This is a genomic window from Actinokineospora guangxiensis, assembly GCF_042657845.1.
GTDB classification, from domain to species: Bacteria; Actinomycetota; Actinomycetes; order Mycobacteriales; family Pseudonocardiaceae; genus Actinokineospora; species Actinokineospora guangxiensis.
Genome location: NZ_JBHSKF010000017.1, coordinates 162,098 through 182,287, shown reverse-complemented (window position 1 = coordinate 182,287; position 20,190 = coordinate 162,098). Strand labels below are relative to the sequence as shown.

At 69.2% G+C, this 20,190-nt stretch carries 20 protein-coding genes and 1 pseudogene; 14 read left to right on the top strand and 7 right to left on the bottom strand.

Annotated elements, in window-relative coordinates; translation table 11 throughout:
• Positions 1 to 189 precede the first annotated feature (189 nt).
• Together ACFPM7_RS26440 and ACFPM7_RS26435 are read right to left on the bottom strand one after the other, a co-directional pair.
• On the bottom strand, positions 190 to 1,497 hold the full coding sequence (locus ACFPM7_RS26440) for a replication initiator (RefSeq protein WP_378250494.1): 1,308 nt from the start codon (positions 1,495 to 1,497) through the stop codon (positions 190 to 192).
• Between the two features lie 404 nt (positions 1,498 to 1,901).
• Positions 1,902 to 2,165 carry a hypothetical protein gene (locus ACFPM7_RS26435; protein WP_378250493.1) on the bottom strand — a complete coding sequence of 88 codons (264 nt, stop codon included), beginning with the start codon at positions 2,163 to 2,165 and terminating at the stop codon, positions 1,902 to 1,904.
• 129 nt (positions 2,166 to 2,294) lie between these two features.
• On the opposite strand from ACFPM7_RS26435, the gene ACFPM7_RS26430 reads away from it, so the two are divergent.
• The gene (locus ACFPM7_RS26430; protein ID WP_378250492.1) at positions 2,295 to 3,740 is read left to right on the top strand and encodes an XRE family transcriptional regulator; all 1,446 of its coding nucleotides are present in this window, start codon (positions 2,295 to 2,297) and stop codon (positions 3,738 to 3,740) included.
• On the opposite strand, the gene ACFPM7_RS26425 is transcribed toward ACFPM7_RS26430, so the two are convergent.
• Positions 3,737 to 4,294 carry an NUDIX hydrolase gene (locus ACFPM7_RS26425; protein ID WP_378250491.1) on the bottom strand — a complete coding sequence of 186 codons (558 nt, stop codon included), beginning with the start codon at positions 4,292 to 4,294 and terminating at the stop codon, positions 3,737 to 3,739. The two genes, ACFPM7_RS26430 and ACFPM7_RS26425, sit on opposite strands and share 4 nt — an antisense overlap.
• A 46-nt stretch (positions 4,295 to 4,340) precedes the next feature.
• Here ACFPM7_RS26425 and ACFPM7_RS26420 point away from each other — a divergent pair, with 46 nt between their 5' ends.
• Positions 4,341 to 4,781 carry a hypothetical protein gene (locus tag ACFPM7_RS26420; RefSeq protein WP_378250490.1) on the top strand — a complete coding sequence of 147 codons (441 nt, stop codon included), beginning with the start codon at positions 4,341 to 4,343 and terminating at the stop codon, positions 4,779 to 4,781.
• Between the two features lie 6 nt (positions 4,782 to 4,787).
• Here ACFPM7_RS26420 and ACFPM7_RS26415 read toward each other — a convergent pair whose 3' ends face one another.
• The gene (locus tag ACFPM7_RS26415; protein ID WP_378250489.1) at positions 4,788 to 6,383 is read right to left on the bottom strand and encodes a recombinase family protein; all 1,596 of its coding nucleotides are present in this window, start codon (positions 6,381 to 6,383) and stop codon (positions 4,788 to 4,790) included.
• 217 nt (positions 6,384 to 6,600) lie between these two features.
• Here ACFPM7_RS26415 and ACFPM7_RS26410 point away from each other — a divergent pair, with 217 nt between their 5' ends.
• From ACFPM7_RS26410 to ACFPM7_RS26390, 4 genes and pseudogenes are all read left to right on the top strand, one after another.
• A complete protein-coding gene (locus ACFPM7_RS26410) occupies positions 6,601 to 6,858 on the top strand; it encodes a hypothetical protein (protein ID WP_378250488.1) in 258 nt (85 codons plus the stop codon).
• Between the two features lie 26 nt (positions 6,859 to 6,884).
• Positions 6,885 to 7,514 carry a hypothetical protein gene (locus tag ACFPM7_RS26405; RefSeq protein ID WP_378250487.1) on the top strand — a complete coding sequence of 210 codons (630 nt, stop codon included), beginning with the start codon at positions 6,885 to 6,887 and terminating at the stop codon, positions 7,512 to 7,514.
• A pseudogene (locus ACFPM7_RS30415) lies at positions 7,408 to 7,997 on the top strand (pectate lyase family protein). Before ACFPM7_RS26405 ends, ACFPM7_RS30415 begins: the two are co-directional and overlap by 107 nt.
• Positions 7,998 to 8,119: 122 nt before the next feature.
• Positions 8,120 to 8,380, top strand: a complete 261-nt coding sequence (locus tag ACFPM7_RS26390; RefSeq protein WP_378250486.1) for a Prokaryotic metallothionein — start codon at positions 8,120 to 8,122, stop codon at positions 8,378 to 8,380.
• Here ACFPM7_RS26390 and ACFPM7_RS26385 read toward each other — a convergent pair.
• Positions 8,377 to 9,186 (bottom strand): metal-dependent hydrolase, encoded by an 810-nt coding sequence (locus ACFPM7_RS26385; RefSeq protein ID WP_378250485.1) that lies wholly within the window; start codon positions 9,184 to 9,186, stop codon positions 8,377 to 8,379. The genes ACFPM7_RS26390 and ACFPM7_RS26385 overlap by 4 nt on opposite strands.
• Positions 9,187 to 9,243: 57 nt before the next feature.
• Here ACFPM7_RS26385 and ACFPM7_RS26380 point away from each other — a divergent pair, with 57 nt between their 5' ends.
• The 4 genes from ACFPM7_RS26380 (at position 9,244) to ACFPM7_RS26365 (ending at position 12,198) form a co-directional block, all read left to right on the top strand.
• The gene (locus tag ACFPM7_RS26380; RefSeq protein ID WP_378250484.1) at positions 9,244 to 9,795 is read left to right on the top strand and encodes a GNAT family N-acetyltransferase; all 552 of its coding nucleotides are present in this window, start codon (positions 9,244 to 9,246) and stop codon (positions 9,793 to 9,795) included.
• Between the two features lie 293 nt (positions 9,796 to 10,088).
• A complete protein-coding gene (locus ACFPM7_RS26375; protein WP_378250483.1) occupies positions 10,089 to 11,309 on the top strand; it encodes an NADP-dependent isocitrate dehydrogenase in 1,221 nt (406 codons plus the stop codon).
• Between the two features lie 186 nt (positions 11,310 to 11,495).
• On the top strand, positions 11,496 to 11,804 hold the full coding sequence (locus ACFPM7_RS26370) for an SH3 domain-containing protein (protein ID WP_378250482.1): 309 nt from the start codon (positions 11,496 to 11,498) through the stop codon (positions 11,802 to 11,804).
• A gap of 196 nt (positions 11,805 to 12,000) precedes the next feature.
• Positions 12,001 to 12,198, top strand: coding sequence for a hypothetical protein (locus tag ACFPM7_RS26365; protein WP_378250481.1), 198 nt, complete (start codon positions 12,001 to 12,003; stop codon positions 12,196 to 12,198).
• Positions 12,199 to 12,240: 42 nt separating this feature from the next.
• Here the strand turns inward: ACFPM7_RS26365 and ACFPM7_RS26360 are convergent, their stop codons facing one another.
• Complete coding sequence (locus ACFPM7_RS26360; protein WP_378250480.1) at positions 12,241 to 13,740, bottom strand: S8 family peptidase; 1,500 nt, start codon at positions 13,738 to 13,740, stop codon at positions 12,241 to 12,243.
• Positions 13,741 to 13,904: 164 nt separating this feature from the next.
• Between ACFPM7_RS26360 and trpS the strand changes: the two genes are divergently transcribed.
• Together trpS and ACFPM7_RS26350 are read left to right on the top strand one after the other, a co-directional pair.
• Positions 13,905 to 14,933 carry a tryptophan--tRNA ligase gene (gene trpS, locus ACFPM7_RS26355; protein WP_378250479.1) on the top strand — a complete coding sequence of 343 codons (1,029 nt, stop codon included), beginning with the start codon at positions 13,905 to 13,907 and terminating at the stop codon, positions 14,931 to 14,933.
• A 41-nt stretch (positions 14,934 to 14,974) separates the two neighbouring features.
• Positions 14,975 to 16,003, top strand: a complete 1,029-nt coding sequence (locus tag ACFPM7_RS26350) for a YhjD/YihY/BrkB family envelope integrity protein (protein ID WP_378250478.1) — start codon at positions 14,975 to 14,977, stop codon at positions 16,001 to 16,003.
• Positions 16,004 to 16,239: 236 nt separating this feature from the next.
• On the opposite strand, the gene ACFPM7_RS26345 is transcribed toward ACFPM7_RS26350, so the two are convergent.
• Positions 16,240 to 17,541: a D-alanyl-D-alanine carboxypeptidase family protein gene (locus ACFPM7_RS26345; protein WP_378250477.1), complete on the bottom strand. Its 1,302-nt coding sequence runs from the start codon at positions 17,539 to 17,541 to the stop codon at positions 16,240 to 16,242.
• Positions 17,542 to 17,697: 156 nt separating this feature from the next.
• Here ACFPM7_RS26345 and ACFPM7_RS26340 point away from each other — a divergent pair, with 156 nt between their 5' ends.
• Both ACFPM7_RS26340 and ACFPM7_RS26335 read left to right on the top strand, forming a co-directional pair.
• Complete coding sequence (locus tag ACFPM7_RS26340; protein WP_378250476.1) at positions 17,698 to 18,042, top strand: hypothetical protein; 345 nt, start codon at positions 17,698 to 17,700, stop codon at positions 18,040 to 18,042.
• A gap of 127 nt (positions 18,043 to 18,169) precedes the next feature.
• Positions 18,170 to 20,179, top strand: coding sequence for an acyltransferase family protein (locus ACFPM7_RS26335; RefSeq protein ID WP_378250475.1), 2,010 nt, complete (start codon positions 18,170 to 18,172; stop codon positions 20,177 to 20,179).
• Positions 20,180 to 20,190: the final 11 nt, after the last annotated feature.

Genomic DNA, 20,190 nt, shown 5'->3' with positions numbered 1-20,190 from the left:
CGTTCTTTGCGGGTCGTCGCGCGGCTGGCGAGGCTTGCCGCCGGTGAGAGTGCCGCCCGGGCGGGCGGAGCGGAGCGGGAGCCCGCCCGTGGCGTGTGCTCTCACTGGTCGGCGGCAAGCGGTGCCAGGTCGCGCGTTCGCGCCGCGCGGCGGCGCGCTTGATGAGGGAGAAGAAAGTCTGAACCAGGGCTATCCGGCTCGGCGCTGCTCGCGGATGTGTTCGGCCCAGGTCTCCTCGGCGGTGGTCTTGTAGCCGGTGCCGATGACCTGCCAGGTGCCGAAGCGGTCCGTGTGGTCGGGAAGGGGCGGGAGTCCGGCGCTGTCGCGGGCCTGGGTGGCTCGGTGGTCGGCGCGGTCTCGGCGGATGGTGGTCAGGGTGGTGGAGTAGCGGCGGCTCTTGGTGGAGAAGTGGCCTCCGTAGCCCAGCATGTGCGCCCAGTCCCGTAGGCGGGGGTAGTGGGTGGACTCGGCCCAGCAGGCTTCGATCATGCGGCGGGCGTGTGGCGTTAGTCCTCGGATGCGGTCCAGGTGCTGGATGTTGCGCAGCGGGCGGTTGACGGTGCCTGCGGCTTCGGCGCCCTTCGTGGCGTACTTAGCGATGTAGCGGGCTACACGCTTGTCGGTCCATCCGGCGTCGGTGGTGATGGGGCGGATGTCGAGCTGCTTGCCCCAGCGGAGGGTGCGGCCTGGGAGAGCGACGGTGGCGGAACGGGCTGCGGTGGTGATGGCGCTGGTGAGGTCGTCAGCGGTGATGCCGAAGGGTGGGTGTTCCGCGGGGCCGTTCGGGCCGTCGAGGCGGACCACGGCGTGGAAGTGGACCAAGCCGCGGCTTTGGTACTCGGCGACCTTGGCGTACTCAGCCCGGAGGTGGTCGTTCAGCTTGGAGCGGGGCACGGCCAGGTGCTCGGCGAGCTGGCGGCGCAGGTAGACGGTGAAGACGTGCCACAGTTCGGCCGCGTGGTGGTTCCAGAGAACGGCTCCGGCGTAGTCGTACGTGTCGGGGTCGATGGCTTGGCCCAGCTTCGGGTCGTCCTCCTGGTGCCGGGACAGGCAGGTTGGGCCGTTGTCACGGGGGTGGCAGGGACGGGTTCGGCCGTCTCGGGACAGGCTCCGGGAGTGGACGGGTCCGAACGATGGGGCCGTGAAGGTGGCGAACACGCGCGGATGAGCGGCGACCGACTCCGGGACGTCTCGACCTCCGGCTAGGCCGGAGCGGATGAGGTGGAAGGTGTCGTCGGCGTAGACGCGGGCGCAGGACTCGCAGCGGCTTGCTCGGCGGTTGCCGCAGGCGGTGAGCAGGTAACCGGTGGGTTCGTCTGCGGTGTCGTAGGTGGCCAGGACTTCGCCAGTGGTGGTGTCGACGGTTGATGAGCTGCCGACCAGGCGGATGGGGTGGGTGCATCCGCCTGCGGCGGTGACCATCTCGCGCCAGCGGTGGAAGTCGGGGGCGGCGGCGCGTTCGCCGAGGTGCTGCATCCAGCGTGGGAGGTCGGTCATCACGCGGCCTCCGCCCACTGCTGGACGGGCTCGGGCTCGTGACGGGTGAGACGGCGGCCGATGATGGCGTTGGTCCGCGCCAGCGCTCATCGGTCCACGGCGGGGCGGAGGCTGCTACGCGCTCGGCCCACGTCCAGAGTTCTTCCTGCTGCTCCAACGCAAACACTTCCATTCATGCTTGCGGCGGGCGCGCGACAAGGGAGAAGTTCGCTGCTGCTGCATGAATGGAAGTGTTTGCGTTCGCGGCTCTGCATGACCGCAGCCCGTGGGCTCGTCTCTGTGTGTTTTGTCCGCAGCTATGGATGTCAAGGAAGTCGCGTCGCGGCTCGCCTGGGGTTATGGATGGTCGGCAGGGGTGGCTGGGTCAGCCGTCGGAGGAACCACCCCTGCCGACCTCGGTCGACTCACCCCGTCCGGGGTGGCGTGAGTGAGTCGGCCGGGACTGTGGGGTGCGACCTGAGGTCGCGGACGGCGCGTTGCAGCTCGGTGATGAGCATGGTCGCGCCTGCCGAGGTGAGGCCCAGGAGAACGACGGATCGGTCACCGACCACCTGGACCGAGATGACGGCGTCTTCCTCGTGGATGGCCATGTTGAGAGGGGTGTGCTGGCGAACCATCGCGACGGCGACCGGTAGACCGTGGCTCCTGGGTATCGCGCTGCTCGTCATGGGTGCTCCCTCCTCGTGCCGTTCACGATGCGGTCACCGCGGCTCGATTCCCACGACCTGAGTGACTGAGATATCCAGTTTGTGGATAACCGCAGGTCAGAGCGTGAGTGCGTGGTTACACTCGGTTCGATGGGCACTGCGCGGACCTGCACGGGATGCGGCGCACGGCTGGCGGCGGACAACCGCCAACCGATGTGCAGCCCTTGCACGCGCCGCGAGTCCCGCAGGGCTGAGGCACCGGAGAAGCCCGAGGAGTTCTGGCGACGGCCCGCCCTGCGCGACGCCTTCCGGGCTCGGCACTTCGGCCAGGTCGTGTACGCCTATCGGTACGAGCACCGGCCGGTGCTGACTCAGGCCAGGGTGGGGCGGTGGCTCGGACTCACCCAGGGGCAGGTGAGTCGGCTGGAACGATCCGAGCCAGTGCGGGACCTGGCCAAGCTCGATTCCTGGGCGCGGGTGCTGCGGATTCCGCAGACGTACCTGTGGTTTCAACTGGGGGAACAACCAGTCAGCGCATACCCGGGCGGCCTCGAAGCACCTAGCCTCCGTGACGACTCGGCGGAAGGGGATGACGTGCGGCGGCGGGATCTGTTCAAGGTGGCGGGGCTGACCGGGTTCGGGTGGTTCGGGCCGTCGGTGCCTGCCGCTGCGGTGGGGCGGAAGCTCGGGGCCGCCGAAGTGGCGACGGTGCGGGAGATGACTCGGACGTTCCGGCGGCTCGACAACCGCTTCGGGGGTGGGCACGCGCGGGCGACGGTGAGCAGCTACCTGGCGTCGGACGTGGCCCCGATGCTGCGGGACGTCCGTTCGACGGACGAGGTGCGCTCGGAGCTGTTCGGGGCCGTGGCTGAGCTGAACCAGCTCGCCGGGTGGATGGCGTACGACGTGGGGGACGCGGACACGGGCGGAAAGCACCTGCGACAGGCACTGCGGCTGTGCCAGGACGTGGACGACGATGCGCTGGCGGCGGAGATGCTGGCCGGGATGAGCCATCAGGCGGCGTTCTTCCGGTCCGGGGCGATCGCGGTCGACCTGGCGGAGGCTGCGCGGTCGAATGCTGCTCGATCGGGGCTGGCGGCGCTGGTGTCTGAGTCGGCGGTGATGGCGGCGCACGGGTATGCGTTGCAGGGGCACGCTCGGCCGTGCCTGGATGCGTTGGGGGAGGCCGAACGCGCGTTGTCGTCTGCTGAGGGGCAGGACGCGCCTGAGTGGCTGGGGTACTTCGATGGGGCGTACTTGGCGGCGAAGTTCGCGCACTGCTTCCGTGATCTTGGGCGGCCGGTGGATTCCGAGGTGCACGCTCGGCGGTCGTTGGAGATGAGCGAGGGGTACGACCGGGGGAAGCTGTTCAACCTGTCCGTGCTGGCGTCGGCGCTGGCTGATCAGGGGCGGGTGGAGGAAGCGTGCTCGACGGCCTCGATGGCGGTGAGCATGGCCGGGAGCGTGCGGTCCGTGCGGACGGTGGCGTACCTGGCGGATGTGGGGCGCAGGTTGACGCGGTACCGGTCGGCTGAGCCGGTGAGGGAGTTGTTCTCGGCGATGTCGGCGGCGTCGATCCCGGTGCCGGGGCGTTAGCGCTCGGCGAGGACGAACATCAGGCCGAGCTGCGCGCCTGCGCCGATGATCTCGCCCTTGGAGATGCGGTCACGGACGGTGTCCAGGGCGATCCACTCGACGCGGGCGGCCTCGTTGATATCGGGGCCTTGGCCGGTGTCCTCCGCGCCTTCGGCTGCGTAGATCAGGTTCTCGAAGTCCGCGGTTCCGGCGAGGGGCTGGAAGGTGGTCAGGGGGCGGATGGTGCGGGGTCGCCAGCCGGTCTCCTCCTCGACTTCGCGGGCGGCGCAGATCTGTGGGTCTTCGTCGGGGTCGACGTAGCCACCCGGGAGTTCCCAGGTCCAGCGATCCATGATGAAGCGGTGGCGGTAGATCATCAGGGCGTGTGTGCGCTCGTCGTTGAGGACGACGGTCATCGCGGCCTTGGGCATCCGCAGGACGTACTGCTCAAACGTCACGCCGTCGGGCAGCTCGACGTGCGCGATCGACAAGTCGAGTCGTCGGGTGCTGTCGACCGGCCGCTCACCGTGGATGGTCCACAGCGTTGAACTAGATGTTTCCTCTTTCTCTACCACTCCAACGACGGTACCCGAGTAGCGCTCGGACAGTAAGACTGGCCGGATGGGATGGACAACATGGTCAAACGTGTTGATAGCGCTTCTGGGTGTGACTGTCGGCGTTCTGAAGGTGTGGGAGACGCATCGGGCGAGATCTGTTCGTCTGACCGAACTCAAAACGATGGCCGAGTTGGCCAATCTACTTCCGGACAAGAGCGCAGCTCGGAAGTCGACGATCGAGCACATCGAAGCTCGGATTTCGAACTTGGTTCGTGACGAGCAAACCAAGCGACGCGACGCCACCGGCTTCACGCTCGGTCTGCTCTTCACGGCAGGCGGTCTGTGGGCTACCTATGGCGCGATCAGTTCAAATTCCTGGTTGTGGGCATTAGCAGTACCGCTACTTATCTTCGGAGTTACCGGGATCGTGCAGGATGGCGTCCCCCGGGAACGGGACGAGCGGGGGCGCGCCCTGCGAGGCTCACGTAACAACTCAAAGAAGTAGAGGTCCTCATTCTTTGCTGCGCCAGACCAACTCCAACCGATCTGGCGTGAAGCCGCGACGGCCGTTTGCGGGGAGCACGACTACCGCCACCAGCGCCTCTTCGATGAGCGCGCGCCTCTGAGCCAGCGGGAGGGCAGGCCAGTCCATGCGGAGAGTCGGGTGAGTCGGCGACATGGCGGACCGGGAAAGCCAGCGTTCGCGGTCGGCCAGGAGAGCGGACTCCTGGGCTTCGAGGTCGGGCAGCATGGAGAAGTAGCGCGCGGCGGAGATAGTGCGGGCCTTACGCGCTTTGGCCAGTTCTTCGAGGTCGGCGCGGACCTCGGCTAGTTCGGCCTCGTTGGGCCAGGGTTCGGGCTCGGTGGTGGCCTTGCGGCGTTGAGCCTCTAGCTCGTACTTGGCGATGACGGCGGCGGTTACCCACTCGTCGGTTTCGTTGCCGGGGATGCTGACGCCTCCGCCGCAGCCGCCTTGGGACTTGGACTCGCAGGTGTAGTAGAAGCGGGTGGGGTCTTTGACTCGGGTGTGGTGAGCTTTGAGGGCGCGGAGTTTGCCGGTGCAGTCGGGTTTGCCGCAGCGGAGGGTGCCGGTGAGGAGGTAGGTGCGGGTGTTCTTGCCTCGGCCGGAGAGAGTGCGGTCGCCGATGATGGCGGTGACGGACTCCCAGTCCTCGACCGAGAGGATCGGGGTGAACTGGCCGATGACCGGGTTGCCGGAAGTGTCGCGGACGATCTCGACGTGGAAGGTGTCTTTGCCCGTGTCCGGGTTGGTTTCGCGGACGTTGCGGGAGCGGTAGCCGCAGAGGCGGGGGTTGCGGAAGACGGTCTTGACCGCTTGGGGAACCCACTTGTTGCCCAGTGGGGTGGTGATTCCGCGGTCGTTCCAGTCGGCGACGATGGCGGCGATGGGGGCACCTGTGCGGAGGCGTTCCGCGGCTTCTCTGATGAGGGCGGCTTCGGGCTCGTTGAGGGTGCGCTTGTCGGGTTGCCAGCCGAAGGGGCGACGGCCTCCGGTGGGGATGCCCGCTTGTTCCAGGGCGCGGTGTTTGCGCTTGACGCGACGGGCGGTGTCGGCGGACTGCTTGTTGTTGGTGGCTACGACGATGCGGGCGACTGTGCGGCCGTTGTCGGTCAGCAGGTCCAGGGTGCCGGTGATGTCGATGATGGGGCGGCCGAAGTGTTCGACTACTTCGATGGCGTCTTCCAGGTGGCGGTTGTCGCGGGTTAGGCGGTCGATGTCGTAGACGACCAGGCCGTCGATGCGGGTGCCGTCGTCCAGGTGGCCTCGCTTGAGGTCGTTGAGGGCGGCCTCGAAGACGGGGCGGATGACTCGGTAGCCGAAGCGGCCGTCGGGCAGTTGGACGCGCTTGCGCTTCCAGGCTGAGGTGTGGGGCTCCACGTAGGTGTGGGCGTAGGTGCCGCCTCGGTACTCCACATAGGAGCGGCAGTCCTTCTCCTGCTCGTCGCGGCCTCGGATGTCCTTGCCGCTGACGGGGAGCCTTGAAGGCGTAGCAGGGTCCAGCTCGAACGACAGGCGGACCAGCCCGGCGAGGTGCAGGCCGGACAGGTCGCCCCAGTGGGCGCGTCGTACCTGGTCAGCGGTCATGCTCTAGTCATACATCAAGCAACGTGCTGGTTGAGCAGCATGCCGATGAGCAGGGCGAGGTGGCTCTGCTCCAGCAGGGCGTCGGCTTCGGGGTTCTGGGCGATGCAGAGCTTCGGGGTCATGGGCGACATCGTGGCATGACTGGGGGCACGGCGAGGTGACCGCGCACCTTGAGTGGGGGAGGTACCCAGGTACCCTTGGGTACCGGAGGTCAATCATGAGTGCTTCGCCAGTGAAGGTGGATCAAGAGACACACGCGCTCATCGCGCATGCGGCGACGGCGCTGCGCGTCAGCCAGAAGGATCTTCTGGCAGCCGCAGTACGGGAGTACCTCGGCGCGCACCGTGAGGAGATCCGCGCTGCGCTCCGTCGCACAATGGAGGCGCTCGATGGAACGAATGCTTCCCGGGGTGCCGCGTTGAGCGGATTGTCACGGGAGCGGCTTGATGAGCTGGGTGGAGTCCGCGAGCCCTGATGACCGTTCGTCCCACTTTGCGGTGCATGCGAGATGGCCTGCGCGTTGCCCTGCCGACAGTCGATGTCCCGCTGAACGAGATTGATCATCCAGTGGTGCGGAAGGCGAACGAGCAGTTCGCTGAACCGACCGGGCCGCGCGAGCGCGTACGCGGCCTCGACGACATCGTGGCCTTCAAGGTGAAGATCCAGCGGTGGCGCGGCGCTGTCCTGGACGACCGGGAGCCGAGCTGGTTGCTTGCCGCAGGCATCCGCGAGGATGGCAGCCGTGATGACTTCTACGAAGCGTTGACGAGTTCTGCCAAGGCTGCCCGCGCTCGCCTGAACGCGGAGGGTGTTCCGTCAGGCGGCAAAGAGACCTTCTCCGGACCTTGGCTTCCGACAGAGGACGACCGTGATCGTTACGCTGCCGAGGGTGCTGGGCGCCTGCTGGCAGAACTTGAGTCGATCATCGGCGAGTTGGTGTGCAAGTCCCTGCTTGATGGACGAGAGCACGAAGGTCAGATCGCCGGAGCCGAACGGGCTCACGCTCAGCGGGTCGCGCTACGTCATCATCCAGAACCTGAGCTTCCGCAACTGGGACGACGACGCGATCAACATCGAGTCCGGGTCGACCAACGTCTGGGTGGACCACAACTCGTTCACCAACGGCTATGACGGCGCTGTCGACGTCAAGCGCGGCTCGGACTTCATCACCATCTCGTGGAACCGCGTCTACGGCCACGACAAGTCCATGCTGCTCGGCCACAGCGACGACAACGCCAGCCAGGACCGCGGCAAGCTGCGCGTGACCTACCACCACAACTGCTTCGACGGCTCGGCACCCGCCACCCGCGCGTGCGGTTCGGCAACCCGGTCCACGTCTACAACAACTACTACCGCGACAACGAGTACGGCGTGGCGTCCACTATGAACGGTGGTGTCCTCGTTGAGGGCAACTACTTCGAGGGCGTCGACGAGCCGACCCTGGTCGGGTACGCGGGCTCGGACCCGGGCACGCTGGTGCAGCGCAACAACGTGTTCGTCAGCTCCGGCTCGCCGGAGTCCGCGGGCTCGGTGAACAGCATCCCCTACTCCTACAGCCTGCAGAGCGCGGCCAACGCGAAGTCGTCCGTGCAGTTGGGCGCGGGCGCGCGCTGACCCCCGCCTGGCGGGCCTGGTCGCTCCCCGGCCCGCCAGGCGGCAACCACAACCCTGTCGCGTCCCGGGTTGCCGGGAGCGGTGCTCGGGCGCAGGCTTGCCGGGACGAAAGGAGCACGTCCATGGCGGTTTGCGATGTCTGTGGCAATGACTACTGGATGGCCTTCGAGGTCCGCACGGTCAGCGGGCAGGTCCACACCTTCGACTCCCTGGAGTGTGCCGCGACCCGGATCGCGCCGGTGTGCGAGCACTGCAAGTGCCGCATCCTCGGGCACGGGGTCGAGGTGCACGGCCGGTTCTTCTGCTGCGCGCACTGCGCGCGCAACTCCGGCGAGGACCTCGGCGCCCAGATCCGCGACGCCGTCGGAGCCCACCCCGGCTAGGTCCAGGGGAGCAGGTTGATCCCGTCGAGCATGGGCAGCGCGCCCGCGCGCTGCAGGGCCGCGGCGGACATCCAGATGGCGACGCCGGTGATGGCCGGGCCGACGATCGCCATCTCGACGCGGCCGCCGGTCCGCATCCGCATGATCTTCGGCGGGGCCACCGGGTACCACGTCTTCCAGGCGATCGGGACCGGCCACAGGATCGGGCAGCCCTGCTCGGTGATGGCGTCGCCGAGGTAGTGGGCGATGCAGCCGATGGCCACGGCGACCCCGCACGCGGCGGCGTCGGGCGAGGTCGGGTCGGTCCATTTCAGACAGGCGTAGGTGAGGACCAGGCTGGTGCCGGTGATCCAGAGCGCGTCGTTGCGCGGGCACCACTTGTGCATCAGGCCGCGGACGGCGAGTCCGCAGAAGAAGAACATGAGGACCGGCAGCGCCCAGGACCTGCTGGTCTGGATGATGGCCGTGGTGACCACGGCGGCCACGAGCGCGAAGACGAGCGTGTGCGTCAGACCGCGGTGGCCGCCTTGGCGCTTGGAGTCGCGGCTGGTCCTGGTGGCCTTGTAGACGAGGCTGCTCAGCCAGTTGATCAGCTTCGACGCCGCAGCCGACACCGGGCCGAAGGTCGTGGAGACCGTGGACTCGGGGTGGTCGAGGTCGGGCAGCAGCGCCGCGCCCGAGGCCAGCACGGCGCCGACCAGCCAGCCCTTGACCGACAGCTCGCCCAACGCCGTGCCGCCCGCCAGCGCGGTCGCCGCCGCCCAGCCCGCCAGCCCGCTCATCGCGTGCGTCGGTCCCGTCGCCATCGGCCCCTCCACCTAATCCGCACGCCCTGCGCGTCGGGAAACCCTACGATCTGTGGGGTGCTGCGACCCACGTACCCGATCACGACACCCCGACTCGCCCTGCGACCCTTCACCCCGGCCGACCTGGACGCCCTCTACAAGATCCAATCACGTCCGGACGTCATGGAGCACCTGTACGAGCAACCCCGTACCGCCGACGAGGCGCGGGAGACCCTGCAGCGGTACATGGCGGTCACCGCGCTGGAGAAGGAGGGCGACGCCCTGCGGCTGGCGGTCACGGTGGACGGGCAGGTCATCGGGCACGTGATGCTGGAGTGGCTGAGCGAGGCCAACCGCGGCGGCGAGATCGGCTTCGTCCTGCACCCCGACCACCACGGGCGCGGCTACGCCACCGAGGCGGGCCGGGAGATGCTGCGGCTGGGCTTCGACGGCCTGGGCCTGCACCGGATCATCGGCCGTCTGGACGCGGCGAACACGGCGTCGGGGCGGGTGCTGGCGAAGCTGGGGATGCGCAAGGAGGCCCACTTCGTGAAGAACGAGTGGGTCAAGGGCCGATGGGCCGACGAGGCCGTCTACGCGATGCTCGCCGACGAGTGGTCCGCCCGCTGAGCCTGCGATGAGCCGATTGCCGGATCGTTGAGCGATGCAATCGTTGAGTAATCTGATCGTTGAACGATAGGATCGTTGAACGATCGCGGGGAGCGGGCGGGATCCGCGGCGATCCGAACGTTCATCCGGCGGATTTCCGGCGGCGGGGCGTCTGCGCGCGGTCGGGGTGGTGGGTCTGGCCTAGCATCGGCACCCGGTGAGAGTGCCCACTACGGGCACCGTTGTCGACCCGCTACCAGTACGCTTGTACCGTTTTCGCGGGCAGCCCACAGGCGAGAGGAGCATCGCGGCTCATGGCCAAGATCAAGGTCCAGGGAACCGTCGTCGAACTCGACGGCGACGAGATGACGCGGATCATCTGGCAGTTCATCAAGGACAAGCTGATCCACCCGTACCTGGACGTCAACCTGGACTACTACGACCTGGGCATCGAGCACCGCGACGCCACCGACGACCAGGTCACCATCGACGCCGCCAACGCCATCAAGGAGCACGGCGTCGGCGTCAAGTGCGCGACCATCACCCCGGACGAGGCCCGCGTCGAGGAGTTCGGCCTCAAGCGGATGTACGTCTCGCCCAACGGGCAGATCCGCAACATCCTCGGCGGCGTGGTCTTCCGCGAGCCGATCATCATCCGCAACATCCCCCGGCTCGTCCCCGGCTGGACCAAGCCGATCATCATCGGCCGCCACGCGCACGGCGACCAGTACAAGTCGACCAACTTCAAGGTCCCCGGCGCGGGCACGGTGACGATCACCTACACCCCGGCCGACGGCTCCGAGCCGATCCAGCACGAGGTCGTGAAGATGCCCGAGGACGGCGGCGTCGTCATGGGCATGTACAACTTCAACAAGTCCATCGAGGACTTCGCGCGGGCCAGCTTCTCCTACGGCCTGCAGCGCGACTACCCGGTGTACATGTCCACGAAGAACACCATCCTCAAGGCCTACGACGGCGCCTTCAAGGACATCTTCCAGGCCGTCTTCGACGCCGAGTTCAAGGCCGAGTTCGAGGCCAAGGGCCTGACCTACGAGCACCGCCTCATCGACGACATGGTCGCCGCGGCCATGAAGTGGGAGGGCGGCTACGTCTGGGCCTGCAAGAACTACGACGGCGACGTCCAGTCCGACACCGTCGCGCAGGGCTTCGGCTCGCTGGGCCTGATGACCTCGGTGCTGATGACCCCGGACGGCAAGACCGTCGAGGCCGAGGCCGCGCACGGCACCGTGACCCGGCACTTCCGCCAGCACCAGGCGGGCAAGCCGACCTCGACCAACCCGATCGCGTCGATCTTCGCCTGGACGCGCGGGCTGCAGCACCGCGGCAAGGTCGACGGCACGCCCGAGGTCACCGGCTTCGCCGAGACCCTGGAGCGCGTGGTCATCGAGACCGTCGAGAGCGGCAAGATGACCAAGGACCTGGCGCTGCTGGTGAGCAAGGACCAGCCGTTCCAGACCACCGAGGAGTTCCTGAACACCCTGGACGAGAACCTGCAGAAGGCCATGGCGGGCTGATCTTCCCGGACACGGCGGGGCCGCGCGGAGACTTCCGCGCGGCCCCGCCGTCGTGACCGGCCTGTTCGGGACAAGCCTGTTCGGGACAAGCCTGTTCGGACAAGCCTGTTCGGGTGGTTCGGGTTGTCAGGGGTGCCCGCATGCGCGACCGTGGGCACGTTGGGTTGACCCGGGTGGGGAGGCGTCGTGCTGGTGCCGAAGCGGGCGCTGATCATCGGTGGCATCGCGGTGGTCGGCGTCATCTACTCGATGGGCGTCGAGAAGCCAGGCGCCGTGCCCGCCAGCGGCGCCGGGGCCTGCAAGGTCGTGGTGACCGCCGACGTGCTCAACGTGCGGGAGAAGCCGGACGTGGCCTCCAAGGTCGTCGGGAAGTTCAACCAGGGCGCCGAGACCGTCGCCGACAAGGTCGTGCAGGACGGGTTCCGCAAGCTCGCGGCGGGCAAGTGGGTGTCCGAGGAGTTCGTGAAGCCGCTGCCCGGCCACGACTGCGGATGATCGGTTCATCCGACCTACACCACGGCCCTGCGTAGTTGATCGACTACCCCCTTCCGGCCGCTTGGCGCGCCGAGGGATACGCTCGCCGACGTCAGCGCGTGATCTTCACCGTTGTGGGTCACGTGTGGTTGACACACTCGGTAGTTTCTTGTCGGTCCACGCAGCGTGCTTAGTCCAATCGAGGGACGGTGCATCGGTGTCAGGCGTATCGGCGACGCTCGCCCAAGTGACGGCCACCGTCAGCGAGGGTGGCGTGCTGGTCGGGATCCTCGCGGTCGTGATCGGCGGTGGAGGGCTCCTGCTGGGGCTGCTCCGGCGCCGTCGCGTCGAGGTGAAGGCGGCCCTGGTGGCCAAGGCCGCGCGCGTCGCGGTGGACGAGCCCGCGCACAGGTGAGCCCCCGCGGCCCTGGGGACCACGGGGGCTCGACTGGGGAGATCAGCGCCTGACGGCGTCAAGCGCGTCGATCAGGCCCGCTCCGTAGAACCCGCGGCCGGACGTGCCGCCCTCGCAGTTCGCCAGCCAGGTGCCCGTGCCGTCCGGGTCGTACACCCCGCCCGCCGGGCAGGCAATGCGGTCGGCGTCGCGCTGCAGTTCGATGACCGTGCGCGAGGAGCTCCAGCCCGGGTGGGTGGAGCGCAGCAGCGCCACGACGCCCGCCGCGTGCGGGGCCGCCATGGACGTGCCCTGCTTGTAGCCCCAGGCCCCGTTGAACGTCGTGGACAGCACCCGGCCGTTGGCGTCCGGGGTGGTCGGGATCTGGCGCGAGTCGCCGCCGGGCGCGGCGACCTCGGTCTCGCCGACGCCGTAGTTGGAGAAGAAGGACTTGCGGCCCTCGACGCCGGTCGATGACACGCCCACCACGCCGCGGACCTCGGCGGGCAGCTTCACGCACTGGTTGCCGGTGAGCCTGCTGACCGGGGTGCCGTTGTTGGGGCTGCCCTCGTCCAGGATGTCGTGGGCGAGGTCCCAGTTGCTGTTGCCCAGCGCGGCCACGTTGACCACGTCCTTGCGGGCGGCGTAGTCGACCGCGCGGGTCACCGCGGTGGCGACGGCGCGCTGGTCGGGGTCGTCCTTGCACCACAGGTACCAGGGGTCGACGAAGTAGGAGCTGTTGGTGACCGAGATCCCGCGCTCGGCGGCCCAGACGAAGCCGCAGATGGCGAACTCGGGGTAGATCATGCCCTCGTCGTTGACGACCTTGATCGCGGCCAGCCGGACGTTGGGCGCCACGCCCGCCACGCCGACGCCGTTGCGCGCCGCGGCGATGATGCCCGCGACGTGCGTGCCGTGGTCGCTGGTCGTCGGGGCCCACGCGGCCGGGGAGGTGTCCGGCACGCCGCGGTCGGTGCAGCCGACCGAGCGGCTCGCGTCGAGGTTCGGGGCCAGGTCCGGGTGGGTGGCCTCGATGCCGGAGTCGATCACGCCGACGACGACGCGGCGGCTGCCGCCGCTGACCGCGTTGGCCTTGTCGGCGCGGATGGCCTTCATGTTCCACTGGTTGGCGGCCAGCGGCTCGGCCTCGGCCGACCTCGCCGCCGCGGGCGCGGTGACGACATCGGTCGTGGCTTCCAACGACCGGTCGGCGGCGGCCAGTGCTGTCGGAGCGGCCGCGGGCTGGGCCAGCTCGGCCAGGTTGCGGGTGGCGCCCGCGCCCTGCACGCCGGGCTTGCGCCGCACGGCCGAGGCGAACGCCGCGCTCGGCGACGCGGCGACGACGACGCCGATCTGCGGCCAGCTCTGCACGACCGAGCCGCCGGACTCGCGCACCGCCTTCTCCACGCGCTTGAGCGCGTGGCCGGGGGCGCCGAGCACGACGAAGTGGGCGCTGGGGCCGTCGTCGGCGGGGGCCGCCGCGGCCGGTGAGCCCGCGGCGGTGGCCAGGCTCGCTGCGCACACCGCCGCGAGTGCCGCGCCGGTGAGTCGGGATCTGTGCACTGGGGTACCTCCGAACCCTCGGTGTCCGGTATGTCCGCGCCGGTCGGGCGCGGTTCCGGCCGCACGCGAACCTGCCACCCGCCGACCCTAGGAGGCAATCGGCCGGACGGCTCAGCAGCTCACCCGACCGGGGCGCGCCGGGCCGGGCCTGGGAGAATCGCGGCGTGTCCGCCGAGAACGTCCCCGCAGAGAGCCCGGCCCGCCTCCCGCGCGTGCTGTCGGGCATCCAGCCCACCGCCGACTCGTTCCACCTGGGCAACTACCTCGGTGCCGTCCGCCAGTGGGTCGCCCTGCAGGAGACGCACGACGCGTTCTACTTCATCGCCGACCTGCACGCGATCACCGTCGAACACGACCCGAAGCTGCTGCGCAAGCGCACCCGGGTCTCCGCGGCGCAGCTGTTGGCCCTGGGGCTGGACCCGGCCCGCTCCACGCTGTTCGTGCAGTCGCAGGTGCCCGAGCACGCCGAACTCGGCTGGATCATGCAGTGCCTGACCGGGTTCGGCGAGGCGGGCCGCATGACGCAGTTCAAGGACAAGTCCGCCAAGCAGGAGACGGTCAGCGTCGGGCTGCTCACCTACCCGATCCTGCAGGCCGCCGACATCCTGGTCTACCGCTCGGAGTTCGTCCCGGTCGGCGAGGACCAGCGCCAGCACCTGGAGCTGACCCGCGACCTGGCCCAGCGCTTCAACACCCGCTTCGGCAAGACGTTCCCGCTGCCCGCGCCGTACATCCTCAAGGACACGGCCAAGATCTACGACCTGCAGGACCCGAGGGCCAAGATGAGCAAGTCGGCCTCCAGCCCCGGTGGCATCGTGGAACTGCTGGACGACCCGAAGGTCTCGGCGAAGAAGATCCGCTCCGCGGTGACCGACGCCGAGCGCGAGATCCGCTTCGACCAGGAGAACAAGCCGGGCATCAGCAACCTGCTGGGCATCTACTCCGCGCTGACCGGCCGGACGGTGGACGAACTGGTCGCCGACTACGACGGCAAGGGCTACGGGGACCTGAAGAAGGACCTCGCCGATGTGGTCGCGGACTTCGCGGGCCCGGTGCGCGACACCGTGAAGTCCTACCTGGACGATCCGGCGGAACTGGACAAGATCGTCGCGGCGGGCTCGCAGCGGGCCAGGGAGATCGCGGCGGGGACGCTCGCGCGGGTCTACGACAAGGTGGGCTTCCTGAAGGGGTAGCCGTTCGAGTGGCGGGTGATCTCGGCGCTACCTAGGGTTCAATGGTGGCAGACGAGAAGTCCGGCGAGACCAAGGTCGAGCGGCTGCGGCGCACGAAGCCGGGCATCGACCACCTCTTCCGTGCCAATGAGGCGTTCACGGAGCGCTACGGCAACCACTTCGCGGCGTCGATCACGTACTTCAGCGTGCTCTCGCTCTTCCCGCTGCTGCTGATCTCCTTCGCGCTGCTCGGTTTCGTCCTCGCCGGGCAGCCCGACCTGCTGAAGTCGCTGCAGGAGGGGATCACCTCCGCGGCCCCGGAGAACCTGCGCGGGCTGCTGACCGATCTGGTCAACACCGCCATCGAGGAGCGCGGCCGGGTCGGTCTGATCGGTCTGCTCGCGGCGGCGTACACCGGTCTGGGTTGGATGAGCAACCTGCGGGACGCGCTGACGGCGCAGTGGGGGCAGAAGCACGAGGAGCGGCCGTTCTTCAAGGGGATGGGGCTGGACCTGCTGGCGCTGCTCGGACTCGGGCTGGCGATGGTGCTGTCGTTCGGGCTGAGCGCGGTGGGCAGTGGGCTCGCCGGGTGGCTGCTGGACCTGGTGGGGCTGGGTGACGTCGGGTGGGCTCGGGTGGTGCTGTTCTGCATCACCACGGCGCTGGCGTTGGGGGCGAACTGGCTGATCTTCTTGTGGGTGATCGCGCGGTTGCCGCGCAAGCCGGTCAGTGTGAAGTCGGCGGTGAAGGGGGCGCTGGCGGCTGCTGTCGGGTTCGAGCTGTTGAAGACGATCGGGACGATTTACCTGAACTCGGTGCTGGGTGGGCCGTTGGGGTCGCTGGTGGGGCCGATCGTGGGTTTGCTGGTGTTCGCGAATCTGGTTTCGCGGTTCCTGCTCTATGTGACGGCTTGGACGGCTACGGCTGCTGAGAATGTGGTGGAGGAGGATGTCGAGGCTCCGCCGCCTGCGGTGATCAAGCCGGTGGTGACGGTTGGGGGGCGGCCCAATGCTCGGCAGGCTGCTGGGTTGTTGGGGGTTGGGGCTGTGGTGGGGCTGGTGGTGGGGAAACGGCGGCGGTCGGTGGAGTAAGCCTTCCGCGTGGCTGCTGTGGGCTGCTGTCGGGTGGGGGTGGTGGGGAGCTGGTTGGTCTCGTTGGGCGAGGGGCGTGGCGCCTGGCGCGTTGCTGTGGTGGTGGGAGCGGCCTCAGGCCGTCGGGGTAGGGGCGTAGCGCACGTTGTGGCTTGGTGAGGCGGAAGTGGCGCGCTTCTGTGCCTGCTGGGCAAGGGAGTGGCTGGCCCGGGGTGGTGCGGGTGGAGAGGTTCGGGTCAGGCTGTCGCCCTGGCGGCGGCTCGGGCGGCTCGGGCTCGGGCGGCGCGCTTCTTGCGGATGAAGAGGGCCAGGCCTAGGAGGATGGCCAGGCCTGCGGCGACGACCAGGGGCATGCCGTAGGTGCCGAAGGCTGAACGCTCGCCGGCGGGGGGTTGGGCCTGCTGGTCGCCGCCGTCCGCTGGTGGGGCGACGGTGGGGGTGGCGGTGGCGTTGGTGGGGCCGGTGTCCGGTTTGGGCTGGACGTTGGGGGCGGCGGTGACCAGTTCGCCGACGGGCTTCTGGGAGGCGGTCAGCAGGTCGAAGCCGTAGTCCAGCAGCAGGGCGCCCTGGCGGGACAGGGGATCGGGGTTGGGTTCGCCGCGGAGGAGGACTACCGCGATCCTGCGACCGTCGCGTTCGGCGCTGCCGAGGTAGGTGTGGCGGGCGGAGTCGGTGAAGCCCGTTTTACCGCCGGTGAAGCCCTGGTAGGCGCCCCAGAGGCGGTTGTCGTTGTAGAGCTGGAAGCCTGCCCGCTCGCCGTAGCCGGGGAAGGGCATCGAGCGGGTCGAGATGGCCTTGGCGATCTCGTCGTGCTCCATGGCTTCGCGGAAGATCAGGGCGACGTCGTAGGCCGAGGTGCTCATGCCGGGGCCGTCGAGGCCCGATGGGGTGGCGGCGCGGGTGTCGAGGGCGCCGAGTTCGGCGGCGAGGGCGTTCATCTTGTCGAGGGCCACGTCCACGCCGCCCAGGGCGCCCGCGAGGGCGTGGGCGACGTCGTTGCCCGAGCGCATCAGCAGGGCGTTGAGCAGCTGTTCGACGGTGTACTCGCCGCCGGGGCCGATGCCGACGCGGGTGCCTTCCTGGTTCGCGTCCTCCTGCGTGCCCTTCACCACCTGCTCGGGGCGCAGTTCGCGGACCACGACGATGGCCAGCAGGACCTTGATCAGCGACGCGGGGCGCTCGCGGGCGTGCGGGTCCTTGGCGGCCAGGACGGCGCCGGACTCGACGTCGGTAATCGTCCAGGCGGCGGCGTTGACCGCGCCGGGCAGTTCGGGGGCCCCGGTCGGCAGCACCAGGCCGCACTCGCCCATGCGGGTGCCGCCGACGGGCTCCTCCGGCACGGGCAGCGGCTGCGGGGTCGGGTCGCCCGGCTTGGGCTCCTCCGAGGTGTCGATCGGCGGCGGCGGGCGGTCGTGGTTGCGGCACTGGGCGCTGGTCTGCATCAGCGGCTCGCCAGTGGCGCCCGGCTGCGCCGCCGCGGGGGCGGCGGTGAGCAGGGCCAAGAGGGCGGCGACGGTCCCGCGGGCTGCGAAGCGCACGCGGCCAGGGTAGACACCATCACGATAGGGCCACGATCCGGCCTATCACCCACACGGGCGTGCCCGGTGTCCGCGCCGGTCGCGGCGGGTGTGAGGATGCTCCCGTGCTCCCGTGCGCCACCATGGGAGAGGGACGCGACCGGAGAGGAACTCGCCGTGGAGTTCGTTCGTCTGCTGCTTGTCTTCCTGCACCTGCTCGGCATGGGCCTGCTTGTCGGAACTTTCCTTGTGCAGATGCGCGCGAGTGACGGGACGCTGAACAAGGGCTGGCTGCACGGCGCCGGTCTGCAGTTGCTCACCGGCTTGGCCCTGATGGGGCTGGCTCCGCTGACCGACGCCGAGTACAGCCACGTGAAGCTGGGCATCAAGCTGGTCGTCGTGGTGGCCATCGCCGGGATCGCGTTCGCCTTCGCCCGCAAGACGCCGCTGCCGAAGTGGGTCGGCCCCGCGCTCGGCGGGCTGGTCGTGCTGAACGTCGGCCTGGCCGTCTTCTGGACCTGAGCGGGCGGGCTGCGGGCGTTCACCGCCGGTAGTCGGGTTAGGGTCTCCTGTCACCGCCGCCCACGACGACCCGGGGGGACCTGTGTCACTGGCCGTCGAGAACCCGGCGCGCCCCGAGCCGCAACCCGTGAAGCGCACCGCGAAAGCGGGCTACCGGCCTGAGATCCAGGGCCTGCGCGCGCTCGCCGCGATGCTCGTCGTGGTCTACCACGTGTGGTTCGGCCGCGTCTCCGGCGGCGTGGACGTGTTCTTCCTGCTGTCCGGGTTCCTGGTGACCGGTCAGCTGCTGCGCTCCGCCGAGCGCGGCGGCCTGAAGCTGCGGCGGGTCTGGGCGCGGATGGCGACGCGGCTGTTCCCGGCCGGGCTGTTCGTGCTGGCCGTGCTGCTGGTGGTCTCGCCGTTCGTCCTGCAGCCGAACCAGTGGGGGCAGACGATCCGCGAGATCGTCGCCTCGGCGCTCTACCTGGAGAACTGGCAGCTCGTCGCCGCGTCGGCGGACTACTTCGCCGCGCACAACGAGGCCAGCGTCGTGCAGCACTTCTGGTCGCTGGCGATCCAGGGCCAGTTCTACCTCGTGTGGCCGCTGCTGGTGCTGGCCGTCGGCCTGGCGGCGCGGCGCTTCGGCTGGCCGCTGCGCACGGTCCTGTTCAGCACCATCACGGCGATCCTCGTCGCCTCCCTGGCCTTCTCGGTCTACCTCACCGACGCCGACCAGCAGCTGGCCTACTTCCACTCGCTGACCCGCGCCTGGGAGTTCGCCCTCGGCGGGCTGCTCGTCTTCGGCCTGGCCGAGGTGAACCTGCCCAAGTACGCGCGCGTGCTGCTCGGCTGGGCGGGCGTGCTCGGCCTGGTGTCCTGCGGGATGCTGCTGCAGGTCGGCACCGTCTTCCCCGGGTACGCGGCGCTGTGGCCGACGCTGTGCGCCGCCGCCGTCATCGTGGCCGCGACCTCCGGTTCGCGGGTGGGCGTCGACCGGTTCCTGGCGACCAAGCCGATGGAGTACCTCGGCAACCTCAGCTACTCGCTGTACCTGTGGCACTGGCCGGTGCTGGTGCTGTACCTGGTCGCCCGCGAGCGCGTCGAGGTCGGGCTGGTGGGCGGCGCCGGGATCATCGCGCTCTCGCTGGTGCTGGCCGCGCTGACCTTCCACTTCGTGGAGGAGCCCGCCCGGCGCGGGCGCTGGATCAACCTGCGGGCCCGCAACGGGATGGCGTTCAGCGCGCTGGTCATGGTCCCGGTGCTGGTCGGGGCGGGCGTCTGGCAGTGGCGGCTGGACGACACGACCACCACCTACGAGGTCGCGGCCGGTGACCCGAACTACCCGGGCGCACTGGCGCGGACCCCCGGGTTCACCTACACCGGCAGCCCGGACGTGGAGCCGGTGCCGCCGTTGGCGGCGCTCGCGCAGGACTGGTCGCGCGGCAAGCACACCTGCGAGGACTCGAAGTACTTCGCCGAGCTGAAGGTGTGCCGGACGGCGCCGCCAGGGCAGCCGAAGGGCACGATCATGCTGGTCGGCGACTCGCACGCCCAGCAGCTCTACGGGGCCGTCGTGCCGATGGCCGCCTCCCACGACTACGACGTGCTGCGGCTGATGCGGGGCGCGTGCCCCTTCTCCACCCGCTCCGAGGTCGCGGGCAACGAGAAGTCCGAGGGGTGCGTGGCGCACAACCGGGCGGTGATCTCCGAGGCGATCGACCGCAAGCCCGACGTCGTGCTCACCTTCGCGACCCGCGACGTCCGCGAGGGCAACACCGAGGCCACCCCGGACGGCTTCGTCGAGGCGTGGCGCGAGCTGGACGCGGCGGGCATCCCGGTGGTCGCCGTCCGGGACAACCCGCGGTTCAAGACCGGGCCCGCGCAGTGCGCGGCGAAGCACGGCTGGGAGGACCGGCGCTGCTGGGTGCCGCGCGAGGACATCCTGGCCGAGCGGCCCCCGTACGCCGACATCGCGAACGTGCCCGACAACGTCACCTTCGTGGACTTGAGCGACTACCTCTGCCTGCCCGACCGCTGCGGTCCGCCGATCGGCAACGTGCAGGTCTACATGGACTTCAACCACGTCTCCGGCACGTTCATGAAGACGCTGGCGCCGATCCTGGACGAGCAGATGGCGCCGGTGATGGGCTGGGGCTAGCCGTGAGCGTC

Excerpts from the sequence above, each read along its gene's own strand:
- ACFPM7_RS26440 (WP_378250494.1), bottom strand. The coding sequence starts at position 1,497 with ATGACCGACCTCCCACGCTGGATGCAGCACCTCGGCGAACGCGCCGCC.
- ACFPM7_RS26435 (WP_378250493.1), bottom strand. The coding sequence starts at position 2,165 with ATGACGAGCAGCGCGATACCCAGGAGCCACGGTCTACCGGTCGCCGTC.
- ACFPM7_RS26430 (WP_378250492.1), top strand. The coding sequence starts at position 2,295 with ATGGGCACTGCGCGGACCTGCACGGGATGCGGCGCACGGCTGGCGGCG.
- ACFPM7_RS26420 (WP_378250490.1), top strand. The coding sequence starts at position 4,341 with ATGGGATGGACAACATGGTCAAACGTGTTGATAGCGCTTCTGGGTGTG.
- ACFPM7_RS26415 (WP_378250489.1), bottom strand. The coding sequence starts at position 6,383 with ATGACCGCTGACCAGGTACGACGCGCCCACTGGGGCGACCTGTCCGGC.
- ACFPM7_RS26410 (WP_378250488.1), top strand. The coding sequence starts at position 6,601 with ATGAGTGCTTCGCCAGTGAAGGTGGATCAAGAGACACACGCGCTCATC.
- ACFPM7_RS26405 (WP_378250487.1), top strand. The coding sequence starts at position 6,885 with ATGCGAGATGGCCTGCGCGTTGCCCTGCCGACAGTCGATGTCCCGCTG.
- ACFPM7_RS26390 (WP_378250486.1), top strand. The coding sequence starts at position 8,120 with ATGGCGGTTTGCGATGTCTGTGGCAATGACTACTGGATGGCCTTCGAG.
- ACFPM7_RS26385 (WP_378250485.1), bottom strand. The coding sequence starts at position 9,186 with ATGGCGACGGGACCGACGCACGCGATGAGCGGGCTGGCGGGCTGGGCG.
- ACFPM7_RS26375 (WP_378250483.1), top strand. The coding sequence starts at position 10,089 with ATGGCCAAGATCAAGGTCCAGGGAACCGTCGTCGAACTCGACGGCGAC.
- ACFPM7_RS26350 (WP_378250478.1), top strand. The coding sequence starts at position 14,975 with ATGGTGGCAGACGAGAAGTCCGGCGAGACCAAGGTCGAGCGGCTGCGG.